Genomic DNA, 23,470 nt, shown 5'->3' with positions numbered 1-23,470 from the left:
ATGAGAGGTGGCGGGCCCGTACGGATCAGGCCGTCTCGTCTGCGGCGGCGGCCGACACCTCGGGTTCGGGACGGACAGGCGGTTGCCACAGCTCGGCGGGTGGCAGGCTCTCGATGCGCATGCGCTCCACGACGAAGTCGACGAAGGTGCGCACCTTGGGGGATATGAGGCGTCCGCCGGGGAATACCGCATTCAGCTCCACCTCGGGCCCCTCCCAGCCATCGAGCACCCGGCGCAGTCGCTGCTCCTCCGGGCCCAGGCAGGCGACGATCTCGCTGGTCAGCATCAGCCCCTGCCCCTCGACCAGCAGCCCGCGCAGCACGAAGGGGTCGTTGGCGATGGCGATTGGGTCGATCTCGACCTCCTCCTGGCGCGCCTCCTTGCGCAGTTGCCACAGGTAGCGCTGGCCGCGCTGGTCGGTGGACTTGGCCAGGGCAGGGTGGTGGGCCAGCTCCGCGGGCTCCCGTGGCTCGCCATGCATGGCGATGTAGCGGTCGCTGGCGTAGACGAAGGAGCGGTAGCGCGCCAGGGGACGGGCGACCAGGGTGGAGTCCGGCAGCGGGCCGACCCGCAGTGCGACGTCGATCTGGTTGGCCACCAGGTCGAGGCGATCGTTGGAGAGCACCATCTCGATGCGCACCTGGGGGTGCTGCGCGCGAAACTCCCGCACCAGGACCGAGGTGAACTCGGTACACATGGTGAAGGGCGCGGTGACCCGCAGCCAGCCCCGCGGACTGCCCTCGAGCCGCTGGACGGCGCTCTCCGCCTCGCCGAGATCCTGGGCGATGCGATTGCAGTAGTCGAAGTAGACGGCACCGGCCTCGGTCAGGCTCAGCTTGCGGGTAGTACGGTTCAGGAGACGGGCTCCCAGACGCTGCTCGAGGCCCTGTACCTTGCGACTGACCGTCGTCTTGGAAAGGTGCAACTGATTGGCCGCCGCGATGAAACTGCCCTGTTCCACGACCTTGGCGAATATCAAGGCGTCGTTGAGATCCTGCAACATCGTCGTTGTCCTGTGCCGTGCTCGGAGATTCAGGGGAGGGAATACAGGAGTGGGGGAACGGCTGCACGGTGACTGTTCCGTCAACGGGACAGTATTTCCCTGACGACCCGACTAATCAAGTTATCGAGATGGCTTTATGGTGACGCACTGCATCAGGTTGCCGGTTGTCGATTTCCCACTCCATCAATCGACTGGATAGAGTCCACGGCAATTCAACTGCCAGGCCCAATGATAAACGGCGGAGTATTCCGCTATTCCGAGTCGATAGATAGAGGTCACTCATGAACGTCCACAAGATGTTCCATCGCGTGAGTCCCGGGCGAACTTTCATGGTTACCGCCATGTTCGCGGGACTCCTGTTCCTGGCCGGTTGTGACAGTCAGGCAGACAGTGCGCAGCAGGCACCGCCTCCCCCCCAGGTCAGCGTGGCCGATGTGGTGGTCGAGGACGTGCGTTTCTGGGACGAGTTCACCGGTCGCATCGAGGCGGTGGAGACGGTGGAGCTGCGCCCGCGGGTGACGGGGTACATCGAGAGCATCCACTACACCGAGGGCCAGAGCGTCGAGGCGGGTGAGGTGCTGTTCGTGATCGACCAGCGCCCCTACCGGGCCGAGCTGGCACGGGCCGAGGCCGATCTCGAGCGGGCGCGAGCTCGGGCCGAACTCGCCCGCAGCGAGGCCGCCAGGGCGGAGACCCTGGCCCAGACCCGCGCCATCTCCCGCGAAGAGCTGGACCAGCGCCGGGCGGCGGCGGCCCAGGCCGAGGCCGATATCCTGGCGGCGCGGGCGGCGGTCGACACGGCGAGCCTGAACATGGCGTTCACCGAGGTCCGGGCCCCCATCGCCGGGCGCACCGGCCGGGCCCTGGTGACCGTCGGCAACCTGGTCTCGGAGGCCACGCCGCTGACCAGCATCGTCTCCCTGGACGAGGTCCACGTGCACTTCTTCAGCGACGAGCAGACCTACCTGCAGTACGACGCCATGGCCCGCAACGGCGAGCGCGCGAGTTCCCGCGACGAGCGCACGCCGGTGCGGGTCGGGCTGGCCACCGATGTGGGCTATCCCTACGAGGGCGAGGTGGACTTCGTCGACAACCGACTGGACGCCGCGGCGGGGACGATCCTGACGCGTGCCGTGCTCGACAACGGCGACGGGCGTTTCGCGCCCGGCATGTTCGCCCGGGTGCAGCTGCTCGGCAACGGTGCCGACGACGCCATCCTGATCGACGACAAGGCGGTGCTGACCGACCAGGACCGCAAGTACGTCTACGTGGTCGACGACGAGGGCCGGGCACAGCGCCGCGACGTGGAGCTCGGGCGCATGGCCGAGGGACTGCGGGTGGTGGCGTCCGGCCTCGAGCCCGGTGACCGGGTGGTCGTGCGCGGTGCCCAGCGGATCTTCTTCCCGGGGATGCAGGTGGCGGCCGAGAGCGTCGACATGCGCGGGCCGACCGGCGCCGCCGGAGAGCTGGCCGCCACGCGCTGAGTGTCACGACTCCAGCGATCACCCTAACCCCTGAATGACGTCCTCGGGGCGGACGCCCTGTGTCCGCCCCGGGAGGGAGTCCTGCCATGGATTTTGCGAAATTCTTCGTCGACCGCCCGATCTTCGCCGCGGTGCTGTCGATCCTGATCTTCATCGCCGGGGCGATCACCATCCCGCTGCTGCCGGTCAGCGAGTACCCCGACGTGGTGCCGCCCACGGTGCAGGTGCGGGCGGTCTATCCCGGCGCCAACCCCAAGGAGATCGCCGAGACGGTGGCCACGCCGCTGGAGGAGGCGATCACCGGGGTCGAGAACCTGATGTACATGAAGTCGGTGGCCGGCTCCGACGGTGTGCTGGCGATGACCCTGACCTTCCGTCCCGGCACCGACCCGGACGCGGCCCAGGTACAGGTGCAGAACCGGGTCAGCCAGGCGCTGGCCAGGCTACCGGAGGAGGTGCGGCGCCAGGGGGTGACCACCGACAAGCAGTCGCCCGACCTGACGATGGTGCCGCAGCTGACCTCGCCGGATGGCCGCTACGACAGCACCTATCTGCGCAACTACGCGGCGCTGCACGTGCGCGACGAGCTGGCGCGGCTGCCCGGCGTCGGCCAGGCGATGCTGTTCGGCGCCGGCGACTACGCCATGCGGGTGTGGATCGATCCCGACCGGGCCGCCGCGAGGGGGCTGACCGCCGGCGATATCCTGGCGGCGATCCGCGAGCAGAACGTGCAGGTCTCGGCGGGCCAGCTCGGCGCGCCGCCGACGCCGGAGGCCTCGGACTTCCTGATCTCGATCAACGCCCAGGGGCGGTTGACCACCGAGGAGGAGTTCGGTGACATCATCGTCCGGGCCGGCAGTGACGGCCAGATCACCTACCTCTCCGATGTGGCCCGGCTCGAGCTCGGCGCCGCCGAGTACTCGCTGCGCTCGCTGCTCGACAACGATCCGGCCGTGGCGATCGGTATCTTCCAGGCGCCGGGCTCGAACGCCATCGCGTTGTCCGACGCGGTGCGCGAGAAGATGGAGGAGCTGGCCGAACGCTTTCCCGAAGGGGTGGAACACGAGATCGTCTACGATCCGACGGTGTTCGTGCGCGACTCCATCGAGTCGGTGATCAAGACCCTGCTCGAGGCAGTGCTGCTGGTGGTGCTGGTGGTGACGCTGTTCCTGCAGACCTGGCGTGCCTCGATCATCCCGCTGCTGGCGGTGCCGGTGTCGATCGTCGGTACCTTCGCGGTGCTCTACCTGCTGGGGTTCTCGATCAATACCCTGACGCTGTTCGGCCTGGTGCTGGCGATCGGCATCGTGGTCGACGACGCCATCGTGGTGGTCGAGAACGTCGAGCGCAACATCGCCGAAGGGTTGGCGCCGCTAGCGGCGGCGCACCAGGCGATGCGCGAGGTGAGCGGGCCGATCATCGCCATCTCGGTGGTGCTGTGCGCGGTGTTCGTGCCCATGGCCTTCCTCGAGGGCGTCACCGGCCAGTTCTACCGCCAGTTCGCGGTGACCATCGCCATCTCCACGGTGATCTCGGCGATCAACTCGCTGTCGCTGTCGCCGGCGCTGGCGGCGCTGCTGCTCAAGCCCCACGATGCCCCCCGGGATCGCTTCTCGCGGCTCATCGACGTCCTCTTCGGCTGGTTGTTCCGCCCCTTCAACCGCTTCTTCCACGCCGGCTCCGAACGCTACCAGGGCGGGGTCTCGCGCAGCCTGCGCAAGCGTGGCGTGGTGTTCGGCGTCTATGTCGTCCTGCTGGCGGCCACCGGGCTGATGTTCCAGGCGGTGCCGGGGGGGTTCATCCCCACCCAGGACAAGATGTACCTGATCGGCGGCACCAAGCTGCCCGAGGGCGCGTCGCTGGACCGCACCGAGGCGGTGATCCGGCGCATGACCGAGATCGCCCTGGAGACGGAAGGGGTCGAGGCGGCAGTGGCGTTCCCCGGCCTCAACCCGTTGCAGTTCACCAATACGCCCAACTCCGGCACGGTGTTCTTCGGCCTGGAACCGTTCGGCGATCGCCAGCGCAGCGCCGAGGAGATCAACGCCGAGCTCAACGGCAAGTTCGCCGCCCTGCAGGAGGCCTTCACTTTCGCCTTCATGCCGCCGGCGATCCTCGGCCTCGGTTCCGGTTCGGGGTTCTCGCTGTTCGTCCAGGACCGCGCCGGCCTCGGCTACGGTGCCTTGCAGGATGCCGTCGACGGCCTCAGCGGTGCCCTGGCGCAGACGCCGGGGATGGGCTATCCGATCACCTCCTACCAGTCCAATGTGCCGCAACTCGACCTGCACGTGGACCGGATCAAGGCCAAGACCCAGGGGGTGCCGCTGACCGACCTGTTCGAGACGCTGCAGGTCTACCTGGGGTCGGCCTACGTCAACGACTTCAATCGCTTCGGCCGGACCTGGCAGGTGATCGCCCAGGCCGATGGCGGCTTCCGCCTGGACGCCGAGAACATCGATCGCCTGCGCACCCGCAACGTCAACGGCGAGATGGTGCCGATCGGCAGCATGATCCATGTCAGCGAGACCTTCGGGCCGGATCCGGTGATCCGCTACAACGGCTACCCGGCCGCCGACCTGATGGGCGAGTCCGATCCGCGCCTGCTCTCTTCCAGCCAGGCACTGGCGGTGGTCGAGGGCCTGGCGCCGTCGGTGTTGCCGGCCGGCATGACCTTCGAATGGAGCGATTTGAGCTACCAGCAGGTCAACCAGGGCGGCGCCGCCCTGGTGGTCTTCCCGCTGGCGATCCTGCTGGTGTTCCTGGCGCTGGCCGCGCTCTACGAGAGCTGGACCCTGCCGCTGGCGGTGATCCTGATCGTGCCGATGTGCATGCTCTCGGCGCTGATCGGGGTGAAGCTCACCGGCGGCGACAACAACATCTTCGTGCAGGTCGGCCTGGTGGTGCTGATCGGCCTGGCGTGCAAGAACGCCATCCTGATCGTCGAGTTCGCCCGCGAGCTGGAACTGCAGGGCCGGGGCATCGTCGAGGCGGCGCTGGAGGCCTGCCACCTGCGCCTGCGGCCGATCATCATGACCTCGATCACCTTCACCGCGGCGGTGGTGCCGCTGATGCTGGCCAGTGGCGCCGGCGCCGAGGTGCGCCAGGCGCTGGGCACGGCGGTGTTCGCCGGCATGCTCGGCGTCACCCTGTTCGGCCTCTTCCTGACCCCGGTGTTCTACGTCGCCCTGCGCAAGCTGGTGACGCGTGACGCTTCCCCGTCCCGGGAATCCCTGCCAGCGGAGGGCGAATACCGTGCGTAACCAGCTGCTGATGCCCGTGCTGTTGACGCTCACGGCCTGCGCCGTGGGCCCCGACTATCGATCGCCCGAGTTGCCGGCGCCCGAGGCGCTGGTGCGTGCCGACGAGGCGCTCTATTCGGCCGACCCGGTCGAGGCCGAGTTCTGGCCGCGCTTCGAGGATCCCTTGCTGACGCAACTGGTGGAGGAGGCCCTGGCCGCCAACCACGACCTGCGTATCGGCCTGGCGCGCTATGACAGGAGCCGGGCGTTGCTGCGAGAGTCACGCCGGGACCTGGGGCCGACGGTCACGGCCGAGGGTGGTGTGGCGAATCAGCGCCTGAGCGCCGACCAGATGCCGGGTGTCTCACGCGCCGACCGCGACAGCGACAGCTTCGATACCGGCGTGGCGGCCTTCTGGGAGCTGGATTTCTTCGGCCGCGTGCGCCGCAGCGTCGAGGCCCAGCGCGCCGACGCCGAGGCCTCGGCCGCCGACCTGCGCGCGCTGCAGGTGGTGGTGGTCGCCGAACTGGTGGACAACTACTTCCGGCTACGCGGGCTGCAGGCGCAGCTCCGGGTCGCGCGGGCCAACGCCGACAACCAGCGCGAGTCGCTGGCGCTGGTGGACGCACGCCTCGAGGCGGGTCGCGGCACCGAGTTCGACAGCGTGCGCGCCCGGGCCCAGCTGGAGAGCACGCTGTCGCGCCTTCCGGCCCTCGAGGGAGAGATCGCCGCGACGATGCACCGCATCGCCGTGCTGGCGGGCAAGGAGCCCGCGGCACTGGTCGCGGTCCTGGAGGCACCGACCGAGCCGCCGGTCCTGCCGAGCCGGGTGGCCACCGGCCTGCCCAGCGAGCTGTTGCGCCGGCGCCCGGACATCGCCGCCGCCGAGCGCCGCCTGGAGGCCGCCAGCGCTCGCATCGGCGTCGCCACCGCCGACCTCTATCCGCGCTTCACCCTGGGCGGGCTGCTGGGGACCCAGGCGGCCAGCAGCGGCGACCTGTTCGCTCGCGACAGCGAGACGCGGCTGATCGCGCTCGGCATCGACTGGTCGTTCCTCGATGCGGGACGGGTCCGCGCCCGGATGGCGGCCGCCGATGCCGACGCCGCCGCCAACCTGGCCCGTTACGAGCAGACGGTCCTGGCGGCGCTCGAGGAGACAGAGACCGCCCTGGCCCGCTACGCCCAGGCGCTGCGCGAGCGCGAGCACCTGGTCGACGCCGCCGAGGCCAGCGCCGAGGCGGCGCGCCAGGCCCGGGTGCGCTTCGAGGTCGGGGTCATCGACTTCCTGGAGGTCATCGACGCCGAGCGCTCGCGGCTCGAGGCCGAGGACAGCCTGGCGCGCAGCCATACCCGCTCCGCCACGGCCCTGGTCGGGCTCTACAAGGCGCTGGCGGGTGGCTGGGAGGAGACCGGCCAGCGCGGGTAAGGGTGCCTCCCGCCCACGATATTCGTCATGGACCCCATGGGCTCGTGGGTAGTCGTCGAGCGTTGCGTCATGGCAGTGGATCATGGCGCCCCAGCCGTGGCGGGCCATGGGCTGACTGGTGGCGGGAGTCGTCTCGCCCTCGGGCCGTTCGCCTTCGGGCATGCGGATGCCGTACCGGGCGCGGGTCTCGCGCTCGACCGTGCGGACCAGGTCTTCGCCGAGCGCCAGGCTTTCCAGCAACCGCCGCTCCACGTCGTCGGTCAGGTGGGCCCGCGCCTGCTCATCCTGGCCCGCGTCGAACAGGCCTGCGGCATGCTGCTCGACGCCGCCTCGCTCCTCGATCAGGCCCTGTTCGAAGGCCTCGATCTCGCCGGTCACCGGACGCAGGAAGTCGGTCGGATGCTCGCAGGTATGGTAGAGCAGCCGCTTGAAGGTGCGCGTGGCATAGCGCGTCGCCTCCAGCGGCCCGTAGTCCGGGTCGATGAAGTGCGAGTCGGCGTCCTTGGTCATGTAGCGGTGCTGCTTGAACTCCGGTGGCACGTCTTCCGCGCCGACGGGAATCGCCACGAAGGGCGTGGTGATGGCACTGGTCACGGCTACCCACAGGGTCTGCAGCTCGGGGTGGACATCGGGACGCAGGTGGGCGACCTGGCCGTAGCCCGCGAAGTCAGTCGACCAGCGCGGGTCGCGTACGTAGGCCAGCATGTCGGCCAGGCTCAACGGCGCCATCTCGCGTAGTTCCGCTTCCCGTGCCGGCGGATGGCGTGCCTCGGTATAGAAGGCCGGATAGGTGTCGCCCGGATCCTCCGCCGGGAACGGCTGGCCGTAGACCTCCTGCAGGTCGAGGGTCTCGCCCTCGCCGTCCCACCAGCCCTGCTCGCGGGCAAAGTCGATGAAGTTGTCGGAGGCCAGGTAGTCGTCGTGCCGTTCATGGTCGACCGGAAAATCGTGAATATAGCCCGGGTACAGCACCCGTATCGTCTCGGCTCCCAGGCGTTCTGCCGCCCACAGCCCCTCGCCGCCGGCATAGTTGATGAATACCCACCCCTCGTCGGCATCGGCGATAAGGTGCGAGTTGCCGCCGTAGGTCGAGAACCCGTGCGCATCGATCAGGCCGCCGATGATCTCAACCGCCTCGCGCGCGGTGGTGGCGCGCTCCATCGCCGCCCGGGCCAGGTCGCTGTACTGCGGGCCGCGCTGCGGGGTCTCCTCGGCCGCGGCTTCCGACATTTCCACCAGTTCGGGACGCGACGGCGACCAGATGTCCCGCGCCGCCACGCCATGCTCGTTCAGTCCGCCATTGGTCAGCGGGGGCGGGAAGCCGGCGAACTCCGAGTAGTGCGAGGTGATGTACTTGTAGGTGGTATCGGCCTGGGGGATCTCGATCAGCTCGCCCGGGATGCGCGCCTGATCGGTCACACCGACCCGCCAGGTTGCCCCCTGCGGATGCGTCTGGCGCGGCACGATCTCGATCCAGTGGCTCGAGGGTTCATGGCCGAAGCCGGCCAGCAGGGTGGCGCCGTCCTCGGTCAGGGCGTTACCCACGTAGATGCCGAGGCTCTTTTCATTGGGGTGCCCCGGCGTCCCTTCGCCCGGGGGCATCTGGGGTGGCGATGCCGCCGATGCCGCGCCGGCAACGGCCCATGACACCAGCAGTGACAAGACCGGCACGGGCCGGTCACCCACACCGAGCCAGTGACTCATGACACTATCCTCCCCTCGCTGTCTGCCGGGGGCAGCAGCTCGTGTCGTGGTTGCGGGACGATCACCCGAAAGGTGGGCAAGGGGGGTAGGGGTGTCAAATGGGGGGAGCGGTGCCACTCGTTTCGGGGCTGGGCGACCCGATGTGCAACGCCGGGTGAGGAGGAGGCCGGCTCGGTGATTTCTTGCCACAATGGCTCTGAATCCACTCGCAAGGGAGTTGCCCCGATGTTCCGTTACCGCACAGGAAGGCGTCCCTCGTCGCTCTCTCCCCTCCATGCCCTCGCCCTGGTCGTCCTGATCCTCCTCGCGGGTTGCCAGATGCAGCCCCCGGAGCCCGTCGACGAGGACAAGATGGCCATTGACCGGATGCTGTCGTTGATCGATGAGCGGCTCGACGTCGCGGAGGACGTGGCCAGGGCCAAGTGGAACTCCGGGGCCGCCATCAATGCCCCGGAACGCGAGGCGCAGCTCCTCGACCGGGTCGCGGACGAGGCGAGCGAGGCCGGGGTCGACGAGGCCTTCGCCCGGGAGTTCTTCGAGAAGCAGTTCGACGCCAGCAAGCAGATCCAGCGTCGGCTTCAGCTTCGGTGGGTGCAGGAAGGACGGGGACCGTTCGCCAATCCGCCGGATCTCGCCGAGGAGGTCCGGCCGGTGCTCGATCGCCTGACCCCTCAGCTCATCGATTCGTTGAGCGACATGCAGCGGATCGCCCGGGTCGAGGGCGCGGGCCGTTACCTGGAGGCGCGTGCCCGGGTGCTGGTCCAGGACGACTTCGATGGCGAGCCGCGCGCCGTGGCGCTGAGACCCCTGTTCGAGGTCATGGCGCGGTAGCCGGGTGCGGCGGCTCCCTGGGGCCGGTATCGAGCCACCGCCCAAGCCGCCGCCTCATGACGCTCGAACCACTCGGGTTGTGATACCGTTTCCGGTGGGCAGGGCTCGCCGCCCCCCTTCGATGATGGGCCACCGATCGCCTGCCGCCAGCCCCTCACCCGGAATCGCCCTCGATGATCCATACCCCACCAGGCGACCGTCGCCAGTGCCGATCCCTCACCTTGCCAAACGGGCTCAGGATCCTGCTGCTTGCCGATCCTGCCGCCGACCAGGCGGCGGCCGCCATGAGCGTAGGCGCCGGGAGCGGCCAGGAGCCTCCCGATTGCGCGGGGCTGGCCCACCTGCTGGAGCACATGCTGTTCCTGGGCACGGAAAAGTACCCGGCGCCGGAGGATTTCCCGGCCTATATCCAGGGGCATGGCGGGCGCTATAACGCCACGACGGAGCTCGATCAGACCCGCTACTTCTTCGAGATCCCGCCGGCGCGGCTGGCCGATGCCCTGGATCGGTTCGCCCAGTTCTTCATCGCGCCGCGCCTGAGCATGTCGGCCATCGAGCAGGAACGTGAGGTGATCGATGCGGAGTATCGGGCACGCTTACAGGACGACGAGCAGCGGATCCTGGGCGTCATCAAGCAGGTGCTCGATCCGGCGCATCCCGCCAGCCGTTTTCTCGCCGGCAATCGGGACACCCTGGGGGCGGCCCCCGAGGTGCTGCGTCGGGTCCTGGTGGCCTTCCGGGAACGCCATTACACGGCCGCCAACCTGCAACTGGTGGTCGCCGGGCCGGCGTCGCTGGACAGCCTGGAGCGGCAGGTACGTCGCTATTTCGCCGACATTCCGTCCGGGACGATGCAGGAGTCGGCGGCCCATCCGCCCCTGCTGCCGCCGGGGAGTCTCCCCCTGGGGCTGGAGCTGCAGCCGACGCATCGCTGCCATGAACTGCGCCTGTGCTTTCCGGTGCCCGCCCCACGGCCCGACGATTACCAGCAACCCTGGGAGTCCCTGGGGCAGCTACTCGCGTTCCGCGGCCCCGGCAGCCTGCATGACCGGCTCATGGAGCGGGGGTGGCTCACGGACATCGACTGTTCGGTGCTGCTGGATACCCGCCCACAGGCGCTCTTCCAGATCAGGCTGAGCCTCACCCCCGACGGCATGGGCCACACCCAGGCCATCACGGCGGCGGTGTTCACCTGCTTGCGGCGCATCGAGGCGGACGGCATCGCCGCCTGGCGCCATCGGGAACGACAGGTACTGGTCGACCAGGGCTTCCGGCGCGTGGCAACGGCGTCTGGCATGGAGTTCGTCAAGTCGCTGGCCCACCAGCTCCACCGCTATCCCATCGCAGAAGCCCTGCGCGGCCCCTACCGGCTGGATGACTTCCAGCCCCGCGTGATCCACGATTGCCTGGCCCACCTGGTCCCGAGCAACCTGCTGGCGCTGACGATCGATCCCGCGGCCCGGGCCGATCGCACGAGCCCCTGGTTCCCGGCGCCCTACCGGATCGTGGGAAGGCTCGAACCCGAACCCGGGGGCGTCGAGGGGGAAGAGACTGCCGACTTCACGCTGCCGCCGCCCAACCCCTTCGTCATGGCGATACCCCCTATCGCACCGGACACGAGCGCCTCGCCCGTGCCCCGCCTGCTTCGCGACACCGGGCCGTGCCGGATCTGGTACCAGCCGCTCGCCCGGGAGGCGGACGCCCGAACCGATCTGTACCTGAACCTGGTGGCGGCCCAGCCGGCGACCACCCTGAGCGCCACCGTCCTGACCGAGCTGCTGATCGCCTGGCTGGAACGGGAGCTGGCCGGCGAGCTGCAGCAGGCACGGCTTGCGGGCCTGCAGGCGACGCTGAGTCGCCATCACCAGGGCATCACGCTGAAAGCCAGCGGGTTGCCCGCGCAGCTCGAGAGGCTGCTGCAACGGCTGGCGGGCTGCCTGACCCGCACCCCGATCACGGCGGTCCGCTTCGGCCAGGCCCGGCAGGTGCTGCAGGCACGCTGGCGCCAGCAGCGGCACGACTATGCGTTCCGTCGCCTGCTGCAACTGCCCGCGGCACGACTGGGCTACGGCTTCAGCGAAGAGGAGCGCCTGGCCACGCTGGCAACGGTTCAGCCGGAGCAGCTGCAGGGCTTCCGACACGAGCTGCTGGACGCCGCGGGCCTCGACGGCCTGATGGCGGGCAACCTGGACCGGCCGCAAGCGCAGCAGTTGGCCGCGGTGCTGGAAGAGCGCCTGTTGATCGGTGACCGGCTACCGGCAAGGCGCCAGCCACCGGCGGTCATGCCGCTGCAGGCGGGGCAGGCCTACCACTATCGGCTCGAGGCGAGCCATCCCGACAGCGCGGTGGCGCTGTACCTGCCGGCCCCCGATGCCTCGCCGCTGCAGGAGGCCCGTTATCGTCTGCTGTCCACGCTGCTGCACGATGCCTTCTTCCACCGGCTGCGCGTCGAACAGCAGCTGGGCTATGTGGTGTTGGCCCGCTACCTGCCCCTGCATGACCGCCCGGGGCTGATCCTGCTGGTGCAGTCGCCCTCGCTGTCGGTCACCGAGCTGCAACGGCAGATACGCCACTTCCTGACGGCGCCCGACAGGTCGCCGCTCGGGCTCGATCCCGAACGCTTCGCTCACTACCGCGAGGGCCTGCTGCAGACCCTGGGGGCGCAACAGCGGCAGCCTGCCCATCGGGTGGAGCTGTACTGGTCCTGCCTGGCCGCGGGCGATACCCGTTTCCAGCAGCCCCGGCAGCTGCGGCAGGCCGTCGCCGACCTGACCCTCGCGGAGCTGCAGCGGTTCTACCGGACGCAGCTGCTGTGCTCGCCCTGGGTCTGGCTGCATACCTGACCCCAGAGGGGTGGCCTCGGCACTTTTGTTGGCGGACACGCGGCCAGCGTCGGGATATTCGTGGAAAATCGCCAGGGTCGAACGTTATTGACCGGATTTGACCGTGGTCAACTGCTAAGCAATAGAGAACTGTTTGTCCAGTTAAAGGCTGAAAAGTTGCGACCAAGGGAGGTTGGTTCTACTTCCAAGGTTCTATACATGCATTTGTTTTGCCTCTCTAGCCTTGGTAAGGCAACGCCATCGGTTGCAACAACAAATAGCCAAGAGATCAGGAGGTTTTCATGCAATGGGTTGATCCGGAATTCTGTGATCTGCGTCTGGGCTTTGAAGTCACGGCCTATGTCTATGTGCGCTGACTATATCCACTAAATGAGTCGCCGGGAATGGCTCATGGTCATTCCCGGGTCAGGTCCGGATAATAATGAGGAGAAGGGGATGACAACGCATCATCAGGTTCGCATGAGCGACACTTGTGTCATCAGTCCTACCTTTCTCTTTCGGTGGGAAGAGTCCCAGGATGCCCATGTGCTTCTCTACCCCGAGGGCATCGTCAAGCTGAACGAGACAGGCGGCACCATCCTGAAGCATTGCGATGGCGAGTCGACCGTCGCCGAGCTCGTCGACAAACTCAACGAGCGCTACAACACCGATCGTGAAGCCATCACCCAAGGCGTCATCAAGTTCCTGGAGGTGTCCCATGCCAAAGGCTGGATCCGCGTTACGTCTTGATGGTGATGGCAAGCCCATCTGGGTGCTGCTCGAGCTCACCTACCAATGCCCGCTCAAGTGCGTTTTCTGCAGCAATTCGCTGGATTTCGACCGCTACCGGGAGGATGAGCTGAGCACCGAGGAATGGAAGGGCGTGATACGCGATGCCCGCAGGATGGGCGCCATGCAGATCGGTTTCTCCGGGGGCGAGCCCACCTTGCGCAAGGACCTCGAGGAGCTGGTCGGCGAGGCCCATGATCTCGGCTATTACACCAACCTGATCACGTCCGGGATCGGACTCACCTCGAAACGCCTGGCGTCACTCAAGGAGGCGGGGCTCAAGCACATCCAACTGGGCTTCCAGTCCAGTGACCGTCACACGGCGAACATGCTGGCGGGGGTGGAAAGCTTCGACAGGAAATTGACGATCGCCAAGGAGATCAAGGCACACGGTTTTCCCATGGTGTTGAACGTCCCCATCTCTCGCCACAATATCGCCCAGGTACCCGACATCATCGATCTGGCCAGCGAACTGGGCGTGGAGTACCTGGAGCTGGCCAATATCCAGTACTACAACTGGGCGCTGCTCAACCGGGACCGGCTGCTGCCGACCCGCGAGGAACTGGAGTGGGCAGAAGCGGAGGTGAACGCGGCCCGTGAGCGCCTGGGCGACTCGCTGACCATCTTCTTCGTCATCCCCGACTATTACGAAGGCCGCCCCAAGGCGTGCATGAACGGCTGGGGCTCCATTCACCTGACCATTGCGCCGGATGGCGCGGCCCTGCCCTGTTCCCAGGCCCGCACCATCGACACCCTGGAGTTCCCCAATGTCAGGGAACACAGCCTCGAATGGCTGTGGCGGGAGTCTCCCACCTTCCAGAAATTCCGCGGCAATGACTGGATGAAGGAGCCCTGCCGCAGCTGTGACGAGAGGGAGCAGGATTTCGGCGGCTGCCGCTGTCAGGCGCTGCTGTTGACGGGAGACGCCGCCAATGCGGACCCCGCCTGCAGCAAGTCCCCGCACCACCATCTCATTCGGCGGGCCATCAACCAGGCTGAGTGCGCGGAAAAGCACGAGGGCTCACTGATCGCCCGCCAGGGCGGCCATCACCTGGGGAGAAACGTGACATGAAACTGCCGCACGACTCCCTCGGGGGGACCCTGGTCGCCGGGATGACACTGACTCTCGCGCTGTACCTGGTTGTCCGGATGCTGGTTTAGGAGCCGTACGCCCATGATTCTTGCACTGCTCGACTTCGTGTTCCGCTGGGCGCACTTGATCTTCGCGCTCGTCTGGATCGGTCACAATTACGCCAACGTGGTGAAGCATCCCACCTTCACGCCGCTCAACGGCGAGGCGAACGAAGCGCAGCGCACCGCGTCACTGGAGGCGCGGATGCAGCGCGAACATGGCACCTTTCGCCATGCCTCCATCGTGGTCTGGGTATCCGGCATGGGCATGCTGTGGTATCGGGGCTGGCTGGGCGACGCCCTGCTGCTCGACGGGCCCTATGCGGTGATCGGCATGGGGGCCTGGATCGGCACCCTGATGCTGCTCAACCTGTGGTTGGTGCTCTGGCCCCACCAGAAAAAGGTGCTGGGCTTCGTGCCGGCGCCGATGGAGGAGCGGGTGCGCTGTTCACGAATCACCTTCCTGTCGTCACGCACCAATACGATCCTGTCGATTCCGTTACTGTTCTTCATGGCGGCCAGCGGGCATGGCCTGCACCTGTTCTGATGGTCAGCAGACGAGTGGCAAGCGAATGATCTCCTCACCCGTTTACAACTTCGCCGCCGGCCCTGGCATCATGCCCCGGGAGGTCCTGTTGCAGGCCCAGCAGGAGTTGCTGGATTGGCGGCAAAGCGGCATGTCCGTCATGGAGATGCCCTTCACCGGCGAGGAGTTCCAGACCATCATGCGGCAGGCCCGGCAGGATCTTCGCGAGCTGCTCGGCGTGCCTGCCGACTACCGCATCCTGTTCCTGCAGGGTGGCGCCTCGGCGCAATTCTCACTGCTGCCCATGAACCTGCTGCCCCCCGGGGCCACGGCGGACTATGTCGACACGGGGCACTGGTCCCGCAAGGCGATCGAGGAGGGCAGCCGTTACGCGCGGATCAATGTCGCCGCCAGCGGGGCGGACCACAACTACCGCCATGTCCCCGCTCAGGCAAGGTGGCAACTGGATCCGGGGGCGGGCTACTGCCATATCACCAGCAACGAAACGGCCGATGGCCTGGCGTACCACTGGCTGCCGGATACCGGAAACGTGCCGCTGGTCGCCGACATGACGTCCGATTTCCTGTCACGTCCCATCGCCATCGAGCGTTTCGGGGTCATCTATGCTGGCGCGCAGAAGAACATCGGGCCTGCCGGGCTGACCATCGTCATCATCCGTGACGACCTGATTCAACCGGCGCGGCCGGAGACCCCCTCCGCCTTCAGCTACCGGGTTCAGGCCGAAAGCGAGGGACGGTTCAACACGCCGTTGACCTATGCGGTCTATATTGCCGGCCTGGTGTTTCGCTGGCTGAAGCGCCAGGGCGGGCTGGGCGCCATCGCTGAGCGCAATCGGCGCAAGAGCGACAGGCTGTACGACGCCATCGACGGCAGCGACGTTTACGTCTGCCCCCAACGTGCGGCGGACAGGTCGCGCATGAATGCCTGCTTTCACCTGGCCGACGCCTCGCTGACGACCGAGTTCCTGCGGCAGGCCCGGCAGCAGGGGTTGCTGAACCTGCAGGGCCATCCGGCCGTCGGGGGGCTGCGTGCCAGCCTCTACAATGCCATGCCCGACGCGGGCGTCGAGGCGCTGATCGCCTTCATGCAGGCGTTCGCCGCACGGCACACCTGATCGCCGTGCCCGGCCGCTGGCCGGCAACGGTTGCCTGACTACCACTCCCGGGTTGCCCCCATGTCCCGACGCCTCATGACCGCCTTGATGCATCGCAGGCCCCAACTGGGCCGCCGGCTCGCCTTGGCCCGGGCCAGGCTGAGCGCCCGGGCCCCGTGGTGCTTGATCGACCGGGAGGCGCTTTTGGCAACCACCGCCCCGGTGCAGGCCATGGGGCTGACCTTTCCGAACCCGCTCGGCATCGCCGCCGGTTTCGATAAACGGGGCCAACTGGGCCGGCACGCGGGGGGCCTGGGATTCGGCTGCATCGAAATCGGCACGCTGCACCCGCGGGATGCAGAACTACGCGTTGTCAGCGATCGTGTGTCCCTGGCCACCGGCACCATCCTGGGGATTAACATCGGGATGAGCCCCGAGACAGAACCGCCCTATGCCCAGCATGACTATCTCGTCGGTCTGCGGGCGGTATGGGGCCAGGCCGACTATGTCGCCATCAACCTGTGCAGCCCCCAGGCGGCCGAACTGCTGCACCCGACCCGGAGGGAGATCTTGGACAGGCTGCTGGTCGCCCTGAAGCGGGAGCAGCGGGCCCTGACCGCGCTGTCCGGCCGCTACGTGCCCCTGGCCGTGAAGATCAAGCTGGGGCTCGAGGCCGCCGAGTTCCCCGAGGCCGTGCCCCGCCTGGCGGCACTGCGCTTCGATGCGCTGATCGCGGCGCTCGATGGCGGACCGCCGGCCACGCCGCAGCGCTATGCCGACTGGCAGGGGCCGGAACGGCAACGCCGGGCCTGCGATCGGATCGAGCGGCTTGCCGTCGCGCTCTCGGGGCGCCTGCCGATCATCGCGGTGGGCGGGATTCGCTCGGCCCAGCATGTCGCCGGGCGGCTGCGTGCCGGTGCCACCCTGGTGCAGCTGCACGACGCCCTGGTCTACGAGGGACCCTGGGTCGCCCTCGCCATTCAGCGAGCGGGAGCCCGGGGTGCCGGGGACACCTGAACGGGAGCGTGTGCGACGGTGCCGCTCAGGGGCGCCACCGGGCCGGATGCTCGTCCCTGAGCACGCCGTGCTCGTCCCAGTCGTCCCAGCCGCTGAAGGGAATCGGGCTGGCCTCCTCGAGGGTGGCCAGCCGCCGGGCCCAGTTCGCCTTCGCGGTCTCGAGATGGGCGCAGAAGTCCGCTTCCGCCTGGTAGCTGAGCCCGCCGCCCTGGACGCCGTAGGTGGCCTGTGGCGCCAGCACGCTCATGCCCAGGTAGTAGAGCGAGCAGTGCATGGGCCACATCAGGGTCGCCATGTCGCCGCCGCGGCCGTGCCGCGTGAAGGCCGGCGCCGGCGAACCGGTGGTCACCGAGCAGATCGCACGCTTGCCACGAAAGCGCCCGCGATCGTAGCGCATGCTCCCGGAGTAGGCCCCGCCATAGACGCAGACCCGATCGAACCAGCCCTTGAGCATCGCCGGCAGGCCGTGCCACCAGAGGGGAAACTGCAGGATCACCAGGTCGGCCCGCTCCAGCCGGGCGATCTCGCGCCGCACGTCGTCGGGGAGGGTGCCGGCGTTGAAGGCGTGGCGCTGCTCGGTCAGCGGCAGGAACGTCTCCGGCTCGGCGCGCTCGACGAAGTGTGCCGGGTGCTCGACGGGGTCGAACCCCTCGGCGTAGAGGTCCGAGACCTCGACGCTGTGGCCGAGGCGCTCGAGAGTCTCCACCGCCACGTCCTTCAGGGCGCCGTTGAACGAGCGGGGCTCGGGGTGGCAGTAGACGATCAGGGCATGCATGGCGAGTCATCTCCTTGTCGCGAGGGTTGAACCCGCAGGCTAGCCTCAGCGATATGGAACAGTAATTCCCTATTCATGAAAGTGGAGCTTGCATGAATGAACAACATCTCGGCTGGGATGACCTGCGCGTGGCGCTGGCGATCGCCGAGGCGGGGTCGCTGTCGGGGGCCGGACGCCGGCTGGGGCTGAGTCATGCCACGCTGTTCCGGCGTCTCAATGCCATCGAGCGACGCCTGGGGGTCAGGCTGTTCGAGCGGGCACGAACCGGCTATTCGCCGACGGCGGCGGGGGAGGAGCTCGCGGCGACGGCCGCGCGGGTGGAAGCCGAGGTCCTGCGCGCCGAACGGCGCCTGGTGGGGCGCGACCTTCGGCTATCGGGAACGGTGCGGGTGACCACCACGGATACCCTGCTGATGGGCCTGCTGTCGCCGATCCTGGCCGACTTCCGTCGGGCCCATCCGGACATCGTGCTCGAGGTCGCGGTTTCCAACCAGCTGTTCAACCTCTCCCAGCGCGACGCCGACGTGGCGGTGCGGCCCTCGTCGTCGCCACCCGAGCATCTGGTGGGGCGGCGGGTCGGCAGCATCGCCCAGGCGATCTATGCCCGGGCCGACGGGGCGGGGGACGCCGCCGCCTGGATCGGGCCGGATCGCCACCTGGGCTATGCGCCGCTGGAGGCCTGGATGGCCGACAAGGGAGCCGACGCCCACTGCCGCTACCGCGTCGATACCCTGCTCGGCATGCTGGCCGCCGTGCGCGACGGCCTGGGCCGCGCCGTGCTGCCCTGCTACCTGGCCGACGCCGAGCCGTCGCTGACGCGCCTCGGCGAGCCGATTCCCGAGCTCGCCACCGAGCTGTGGCTGCTGACCCACCCCGACCTGCGCCGGGTGGCGCGTATCCCAATGAAAGAGCCCCTGCGAGAGGTAGGGGCCCTGAAGGTCATCAAGTAAAATGGAGTCTTTTTTAATAGTCGTAGCCATTCATGAACGGATCATTGATCGGGTCATTCCGCTGGCTCGGGCTATTCAGCATGACGGGAGTGGTGGTTATATGCCCCCTAAAGGCAGGCTGGGTTATGTCTCGGGGATCATTGACCGGATCACTCCGGAAGCTTGGGCTAAGATCTTTCGTAACGAGACCGTTCTCCGTCACAGGACCCCGAAAGGCCGCTTGGGTTATGTCTCGAGGATCATTGACCGGATTGCTCCGGAAGCTGGGGCTGATCATGTCCTCGCCGATAACGATCACCGCCGGCAGGGCCACCTCATCGGACAACGCCAGCGGACTGATCATGAGGCCCATGGAAACGCCGAGAATGCCAAACTTCTTGATAAGATTCGTGGAAATCATGATGCACCTCCCACTTCGTTTCAGTTCAGGATAATGGTCAGGAGCACGGAGTGTGTTCCATGTAGCTTGGTAGAGGGAGGTGAAGTGAATCTTACAAAAAATTCTCGTATTATAAATAACATTGTATTCTATGGGGTGGGTAAAATGTTATGTAAGGTTCGTGCTGGTTTCGTCGCCCGCGACTCCCACTCCGAGGATCGACTGCCGACTGGGCGAACGACCGACGGGCTGGTCGGCTTCACACCTGTCCGTAGCGTCCGGCCTCCTCGCCCAGCCAGCGGCGTAGGGTGTGCAGAAACCAGGGGATCATTCCACCGAGGCGCTGGCGAGCCGTCTTCCTGCACCGTGATCGAGTATCGCCAGCCGTCCGGCGGCGAACCGTCCAGATCGGTAATGAAACCATCCTGGATGCTACGCTTATCGCCCTCGATTTGGGTCGCTCCTCCAGTTTCCGGGTAGGCTTCGGATGAACAACCTACCGAGAGATCACACCTAGCGTATGATGATGACGCGAAGCGATGGAAAGCGATCCCGAGTGAGAGCAGAACATACCCAATGAAAGAGCCCCTGCGAGAGGTAGGGGCCCTGAAGGTCATCAAGTGAAATGGAGTCTTTTTTAATAGTCGTAGCCATTCATGAGCGGATCATTGGCCGGATTACTCTGGAAGCTTGGGCTAAGATCTTCCGTAGCTAAACCGCTCGCGGTCACAGGACCCCGAAAGGCCGCTTGGGTTATGTATCGGGAATCATTGACCGGATTACTCCGGAAGCTTGGGCTAAGATCTGCCGTAGCGAAACCGTTCGCCGTCACAGGACCCCGAAAGGCCGCTTGGGTTATGTCTCGAGGATCATTGACCGGATTGCTCCGGAAGCTGGGGCTGATCATGTCCTCGCCGATAACGATCACCGCCGGCAGGGCCACCTCATCGGACAACGCCAGCGGACTGATCATGAGGCCCATGGAAACGCCGAGTATGCCAAACTTCTTGATAAGATTCGGGGAAATCATGCTGCACCTCCCGCTGCGTTGCAGTTCAGGAAAAATAGTCAGGAGCACAGTGTGTGCTCTATACAGCTTAGTAGAGGGAGGTGGGGTTATCTTACAAAAGCTTTCGGATTGTAAATAATGTTATGGTCTATGGAGTGGATGAAATGTTATGTAAGGTTTGTGCTGATTTTATCGACTAATAAATTAGTGCCAGTATTTTCTGGCTCGCTGTATGAAATCCTGAATCCGTGAACCCGGCACCCCGGAATGCTGCTAACCCACTGACGTGCATGGTAACGTAGCCAAAACAGCCATTCACCCGTACTGCGCCATGCCCAACGTCAAATTCCGCGCCAGTGGTCGTGCCCTCACCCCTTCATGAGGGTGGCCTGAAAACGAAGATAGCGGATGGTATTCTCTTGAGAAATCAGTGCGTTCCGCCAAGAACCTGATTCAAGAGGACCATCCGCTAGGGGTGAAACTGTATCCACCATGACGCCCTCCTTCAATGGCTCTGTCCGCGTCGAGCTGAGCGGCCAGCGCACCACCAGCGACAGCGGTGCCTTGCTCCTGCGTGAAGCCCTCGACAGCAGCGGAGTCATCGCCGCGCTTGGGGACCATCTGGTCGATCCACGTGATCCGCAGCGTGTCCGTCACTCGCTGGCCTTGCCCCCTCGTTGAGCGCCCGGTAGTAGCTGACGGTGGACTCCCAGCTCATGCCGCCAAGCAAGCCAATGGTCTTCATGGAGATTCCGTGCTCCTCGTCACTCCTCGATTTCCCAGACAGGGTTCCAGGCCACTTCCCACAGATGGCCGTCGGGATCCTGGAAGTAGCCGGCATAGCCGCCCCAGAAGGTCTCGTGAGCGGGCTTGGTGATCGTGGCGCCGGCGCTTCTCGCCTGCTCCATGACGCTATCGACCTCTTCCCGGGAGGCGACATTGTGCGCCAGGGTGAACTCGGTCGCGCTCGGCGCGCCCATCGGCAGGTTCGCGTCATTGGCGATACAGCGGCGCGGCCAGACCCCGAGCTTCAGCCCGCCCTGCAGCTCGAAGAACGCCACGGCCCCGTCGCCTTCCTCGAACTCCTCGCCGACGATGCCGGGCGTTTCCAGGCCGAGGTCATCGCGATAGAAGCGCAGCGCGCGTTCCAGATCGTCGACGCCTAACGTGATCAGCGTGATACGCGGTTGCATGTGATGCTACCCCTGTTCGTGACAAATCATCCCCGGGCAAACCCCGGTGAGGTGAAATTCAGGGTAGATCAAGTTGTCTCTGCGGGTAGTGCCCGGTGTCCGGGGCGTTCGTTCACGACTCGTACTCGTCGTGGCGACGGTTCCAGGCATAGGGGGCGGTCTGGGGCCAGCCCGCTGGTGACTCTTCCCAGGTCTCCTGGCGGCCGTAGGGCGTCAGGTCCAGGTAGGTCCAGTGGCTGCCCAGGTACTCGACGCCGCGCCGACCGGTGAAGTAGGTCCGGTAGATACGCTGGCCGTCGCGCAGGAAGACGCTGACCCCGTGGCGCTCGCCGCGGTCGGTGTCCGGAGCGCAGCAGTCCTGGCTCGTCACGCCCATGTCGAGGTTGAAGTCGCTGCCCAGGGAGGAGTACCAGGGCGGATGCCGCCAGCCCATGCGCGCCCGGTAGCGTTCCAGCTTTGCCAGGGGTGCGCGGGAGACCAGCACCAGGCTGGTGTCGCGGGCGTGCAGGTGGGCGGGATGGCTCATGGCATCCACCACCCAGGAGCAGCCGTCGCAACCGGCCTCCCAGTCGGGGCCGAACATGAAGTGATAGACGATCAGCTGCTGTCGTCCCTCGAACAGGTCGAGGAGACTCGCGGTGCCCGCTGGCCCCTCGAAGGTGTACGCCTTCGTTACCTCGACCATCGGCAGTCGTCGGCGCTCGGCGTTCAATCTGTCACGAGCGCGGGTAAGCTCTTTTTCCTTGGCGATCTGGCGCTCTAATGCGGCCTGCCACTCGTCCATCGAGACGATGGGTGGTAGCGGATGGGGGGCAGACATGGGAGACCTCCTCTGGCGATTCAGGTCAGGTTGAGCTGCCACGACACGCCGAAGCGGTCGTTGAGCCAGGTGAAGCGGGCGCTGAAGCCGTAGTCATCGGGCGGCATCAGCACCTCTCCACCTGACGATAGCGGGGGGATGGTGTCCCTGAGCTCCTCCGCCAGCTGCTCGAGGTCCGCCCGCAGCCCTCGCCCCATGCCCACCGGCATCGCCAGGTAACGCGGCCGGGCGGGGGCGTCGAAGTTATGCAGGTAGCAGGCGTCGGCGGGCGACGGGCCCTGCTTCGCCCGCTCGGCGAGGAAGCGGCTGACCAGACCGTGGCGGCCGTGGTCGGGCGAGCCCAGCACGAACAGGTTGAAGCCGTCGCTGCGGATCGCCGTGCCGAAGCCCAGGGCGTCGTGGGCGCGCGGATGGCGAAAGACCGGCTCGAGGGAGTCCAACTCGCTGGTCACCTCGAAGTCGAAGGCGTCCTCCGCACACTCCCAATAGACCTGGATGACGTCGAGCGGCTGCACCATGCCCTTCCTCCTCTTCCATCATGACCAGTATGGAGGAGGCGGCCGGGGCGTGCCCGATGCTGGGCGAGGTACCGCGACTACACCAGGTGCGGCTCGAGCCAGCGCCTCAGCTGCGGGCCCTGCACCGCCCCGGCCTGGCGGGCGATCTCGCGCCCCCCGTGAAAGACGATCAGGGTGGGAATGCTGCGGATCCCGAAGCGCCCGGCCAGGGTCGGTTCGGCCTCGGTATCGAGCTTGGCGAAGCGGATCCGCGGCTCCAGCTCGGCGGCGGTCTGGGCGAAGAGCGGCGCCATCATCTTGCAGGGCCCGCACCAGCCGGCCCAGAAGTCCACCACAACCGGCAGTTCGCTGCGCTCGACCAGGGCGGCGTAGTTGGCGCCGGTGAGTTCCAGGGGCGCGGCGGTAAACAGCGCCTGCTTGCACTTGCCGCAGCGCGGCGCGTCGGCCAGCCGCGTCGCGGCCACACGGTTGATGGCCAGGCAGTGGGGGCAGGCCAGTTGCAGCGAATCGGACATGGGAGAGCTCCGGCGAGGTGGCGGTTGATTGATTGGGGGTATGGAGGCGCACCCAACCCACTTCAACCCGCCTCTTTCATCAGGCCCTTTGCTGAGCAGCACTTCCGGCATCTCAGCAACGCTCAGCCAGTTCCTCCACCATCTCGCTACCGAGCAGCGAGATTCTGATAGTGCGAGGCTTTTGAATCCCTGACTTGTCATTCCCATAGGCTATGAATCGCTGTC

Annotated in this window: 21 protein-coding genes and 3 pseudogenes; 14 read left to right on the top strand and 10 right to left on the bottom strand. The window is 66.6% G+C overall.

From position 1 onward, the window contains the following. Positions 1 to 25: 25 nt before the first annotated feature. A complete protein-coding gene (locus MKP05_RS15610; RefSeq protein ID WP_240569173.1) occupies positions 26 to 1,003 on the bottom strand; it encodes a LysR family transcriptional regulator in 978 nt (325 codons plus the stop codon). Between the two features lie 329 nt (positions 1,004 to 1,332). Between MKP05_RS15610 and MKP05_RS15605 the strand changes: the two genes are divergently transcribed. The 4 genes from MKP05_RS15605 (at position 1,333) to MKP05_RS15590 (ending at position 7,890) form a co-directional block, all read left to right on the top strand. Continuing rightward, positions 1,333 to 2,487, top strand: a complete 1,155-nt coding sequence (locus tag MKP05_RS15605; protein ID WP_439109000.1) for an efflux RND transporter periplasmic adaptor subunit — start codon at positions 1,333 to 1,335, stop codon at positions 2,485 to 2,487. Between the two features lie 86 nt (positions 2,488 to 2,573). Continuing rightward, the gene (locus MKP05_RS15600) at positions 2,574 to 5,747 is read left to right on the top strand and encodes an efflux RND transporter permease subunit (protein WP_240569171.1); all 3,174 of its coding nucleotides are present in this window, start codon (positions 2,574 to 2,576) and stop codon (positions 5,745 to 5,747) included. Next, on the top strand, positions 5,740 to 7,152 hold the full coding sequence (locus tag MKP05_RS15595) for an efflux transporter outer membrane subunit (protein WP_240569170.1): 1,413 nt from the start codon (positions 5,740 to 5,742) through the stop codon (positions 7,150 to 7,152). The genes MKP05_RS15600 and MKP05_RS15595 overlap by 8 nt, the downstream gene beginning before the upstream one ends. 27 nt (positions 7,153 to 7,179) lie before the next feature. Then, entirely contained in the window at positions 7,180 to 7,890 is a 711-nt protein-coding gene (locus MKP05_RS15590; protein ID WP_240569169.1) for a hypothetical protein, read from the top strand. 141 nt (positions 7,891 to 8,031) lie between these two features. Here MKP05_RS15590 and MKP05_RS21960 read toward each other — a convergent pair. Next, positions 8,032 to 8,313 (bottom strand): annotated as a pseudogene (locus MKP05_RS21960) (C69 family dipeptidase); the annotation flags it as partial. Positions 8,314 to 9,081: 768 nt separating this feature from the next. Between MKP05_RS21960 and aroQ the strand changes: the two are divergent. The 8 genes from aroQ to MKP05_RS15550 all read left to right on the top strand — a co-directional run bounded on the left by aroQ (position 9,082) and on the right by MKP05_RS15550 (position 17,086). Next, entirely contained in the window at positions 9,082 to 9,687 is a 606-nt protein-coding gene (gene aroQ / locus MKP05_RS15580) for a gamma subclass chorismate mutase AroQ (protein ID WP_240569167.1), read from the top strand. A gap of 173 nt (positions 9,688 to 9,860) precedes the next feature. Continuing rightward, positions 9,861 to 12,530 carry an insulinase family protein gene (locus tag MKP05_RS15575; protein ID WP_276316640.1) on the top strand — a complete coding sequence of 890 codons (2,670 nt, stop codon included), beginning with the start codon at positions 9,861 to 9,863 and terminating at the stop codon, positions 12,528 to 12,530. Between the two features lie 281 nt (positions 12,531 to 12,811). Continuing rightward, complete coding sequence (gene pqqA / locus MKP05_RS21955; RefSeq protein ID WP_102628408.1) at positions 12,812 to 12,886, top strand: pyrroloquinoline quinone precursor peptide PqqA; 75 nt, start codon at positions 12,812 to 12,814, stop codon at positions 12,884 to 12,886. A 79-nt stretch (positions 12,887 to 12,965) separates the two neighbouring features. Continuing rightward, on the top strand, positions 12,966 to 13,259 hold the full coding sequence (gene pqqD / locus MKP05_RS15570) for a pyrroloquinoline quinone biosynthesis peptide chaperone PqqD (protein ID WP_240569165.1): 294 nt from the start codon (positions 12,966 to 12,968) through the stop codon (positions 13,257 to 13,259). Next, a complete protein-coding gene (gene pqqE / locus MKP05_RS15565; protein WP_240569164.1) occupies positions 13,228 to 14,370 on the top strand; it encodes a pyrroloquinoline quinone biosynthesis protein PqqE in 1,143 nt (380 codons plus the stop codon). Before pqqD ends, pqqE begins: the two co-directional genes overlap by 32 nt. 102 nt (positions 14,371 to 14,472) lie before the next feature. After that, the gene (locus tag MKP05_RS15560) at positions 14,473 to 14,976 is read left to right on the top strand and encodes a urate hydroxylase PuuD (protein ID WP_240569163.1); all 504 of its coding nucleotides are present in this window, start codon (positions 14,473 to 14,475) and stop codon (positions 14,974 to 14,976) included. A 25-nt stretch (positions 14,977 to 15,001) separates the two neighbouring features. After that, a complete protein-coding gene (gene serC / locus MKP05_RS15555; RefSeq protein WP_240569162.1) occupies positions 15,002 to 16,090 on the top strand; it encodes a 3-phosphoserine/phosphohydroxythreonine transaminase in 1,089 nt (362 codons plus the stop codon). A 60-nt stretch (positions 16,091 to 16,150) separates the two neighbouring features. Next, positions 16,151 to 17,086, top strand: a complete 936-nt coding sequence (locus MKP05_RS15550; protein ID WP_240569161.1) for a dihydroorotate dehydrogenase — start codon at positions 16,151 to 16,153, stop codon at positions 17,084 to 17,086. A 25-nt stretch (positions 17,087 to 17,111) separates the two neighbouring features. Here the strand turns inward: MKP05_RS15550 and MKP05_RS15545 are convergent, their stop codons facing one another. Beyond that, positions 17,112 to 17,861: an NAD(P)H-dependent oxidoreductase gene (locus MKP05_RS15545; RefSeq protein ID WP_240569160.1), complete on the bottom strand. Its 750-nt coding sequence runs from the start codon at positions 17,859 to 17,861 to the stop codon at positions 17,112 to 17,114. A gap of 92 nt (positions 17,862 to 17,953) precedes the next feature. Here MKP05_RS15545 and MKP05_RS15540 point away from each other — a divergent pair, with 92 nt between their 5' ends. Then, positions 17,954 to 18,811, top strand: coding sequence for a LysR family transcriptional regulator (locus tag MKP05_RS15540; RefSeq protein WP_240569159.1), 858 nt, complete (start codon positions 17,954 to 17,956; stop codon positions 18,809 to 18,811). Positions 18,812 to 18,824: 13 nt separating this feature from the next. On the opposite strand, the gene MKP05_RS15535 is transcribed toward MKP05_RS15540, so the two are convergent. Next, positions 18,825 to 19,211 carry a hypothetical protein gene (locus tag MKP05_RS15535; RefSeq protein WP_240569158.1) on the bottom strand — a complete coding sequence of 129 codons (387 nt, stop codon included), beginning with the start codon at positions 19,209 to 19,211 and terminating at the stop codon, positions 18,825 to 18,827. Between the two features lie 616 nt (positions 19,212 to 19,827). After that, a complete protein-coding gene (locus MKP05_RS15530) occupies positions 19,828 to 20,220 on the bottom strand; it encodes a hypothetical protein (RefSeq protein WP_240569157.1) in 393 nt (130 codons plus the stop codon). A 471-nt stretch (positions 20,221 to 20,691) separates the two neighbouring features. On the opposite strand from MKP05_RS15530, the pseudogene MKP05_RS15525 reads away from it, so the two are divergent. Beyond that, positions 20,692 to 20,865 (top strand): annotated as a pseudogene (locus MKP05_RS15525) (transposase); the annotation flags it as partial. Here MKP05_RS15525 and MKP05_RS15520 read toward each other — a convergent pair. The 5 genes and pseudogenes from MKP05_RS15520 to trxC all read right to left on the bottom strand — a co-directional run. Next, positions 20,840 to 20,944 (bottom strand): annotated as a pseudogene (locus tag MKP05_RS15520) (aspartate racemase); the annotation flags it as partial. The pseudogenes MKP05_RS15525 and MKP05_RS15520 overlap by 26 nt on opposite strands. Before the next feature lie 19 nt (positions 20,945 to 20,963). Further along, the gene (locus MKP05_RS15515; protein WP_240569156.1) at positions 20,964 to 21,392 is read right to left on the bottom strand and encodes a VOC family protein; all 429 of its coding nucleotides are present in this window, start codon (positions 21,390 to 21,392) and stop codon (positions 20,964 to 20,966) included. A 112-nt stretch (positions 21,393 to 21,504) separates the two neighbouring features. Then, positions 21,505 to 22,212, bottom strand: a complete 708-nt coding sequence (locus MKP05_RS15510; RefSeq protein WP_240569155.1) for a DUF899 domain-containing protein — start codon at positions 22,210 to 22,212, stop codon at positions 21,505 to 21,507. Between the two features lie 20 nt (positions 22,213 to 22,232). After that, positions 22,233 to 22,730: a Lon-like protease helical domain-containing protein gene (locus tag MKP05_RS15505; RefSeq protein WP_240569154.1), complete on the bottom strand. Its 498-nt coding sequence runs from the start codon at positions 22,728 to 22,730 to the stop codon at positions 22,233 to 22,235. Between the two features lie 77 nt (positions 22,731 to 22,807). Continuing rightward, on the bottom strand, positions 22,808 to 23,245 hold the full coding sequence (trxC, locus tag MKP05_RS15500; RefSeq protein WP_240569153.1) for a thioredoxin TrxC: 438 nt from the start codon (positions 23,243 to 23,245) through the stop codon (positions 22,808 to 22,810). Positions 23,246 to 23,470: the final 225 nt, after the last annotated feature.

Source organism: Halomonas flagellata, from assembly GCF_022487945.1.
Lineage (GTDB): Bacteria > Pseudomonadota > Gammaproteobacteria > Pseudomonadales > Halomonadaceae > Halomonas > Halomonas flagellata.
This window is presented reverse-complemented; position numbering and strand designations above follow the sequence as displayed.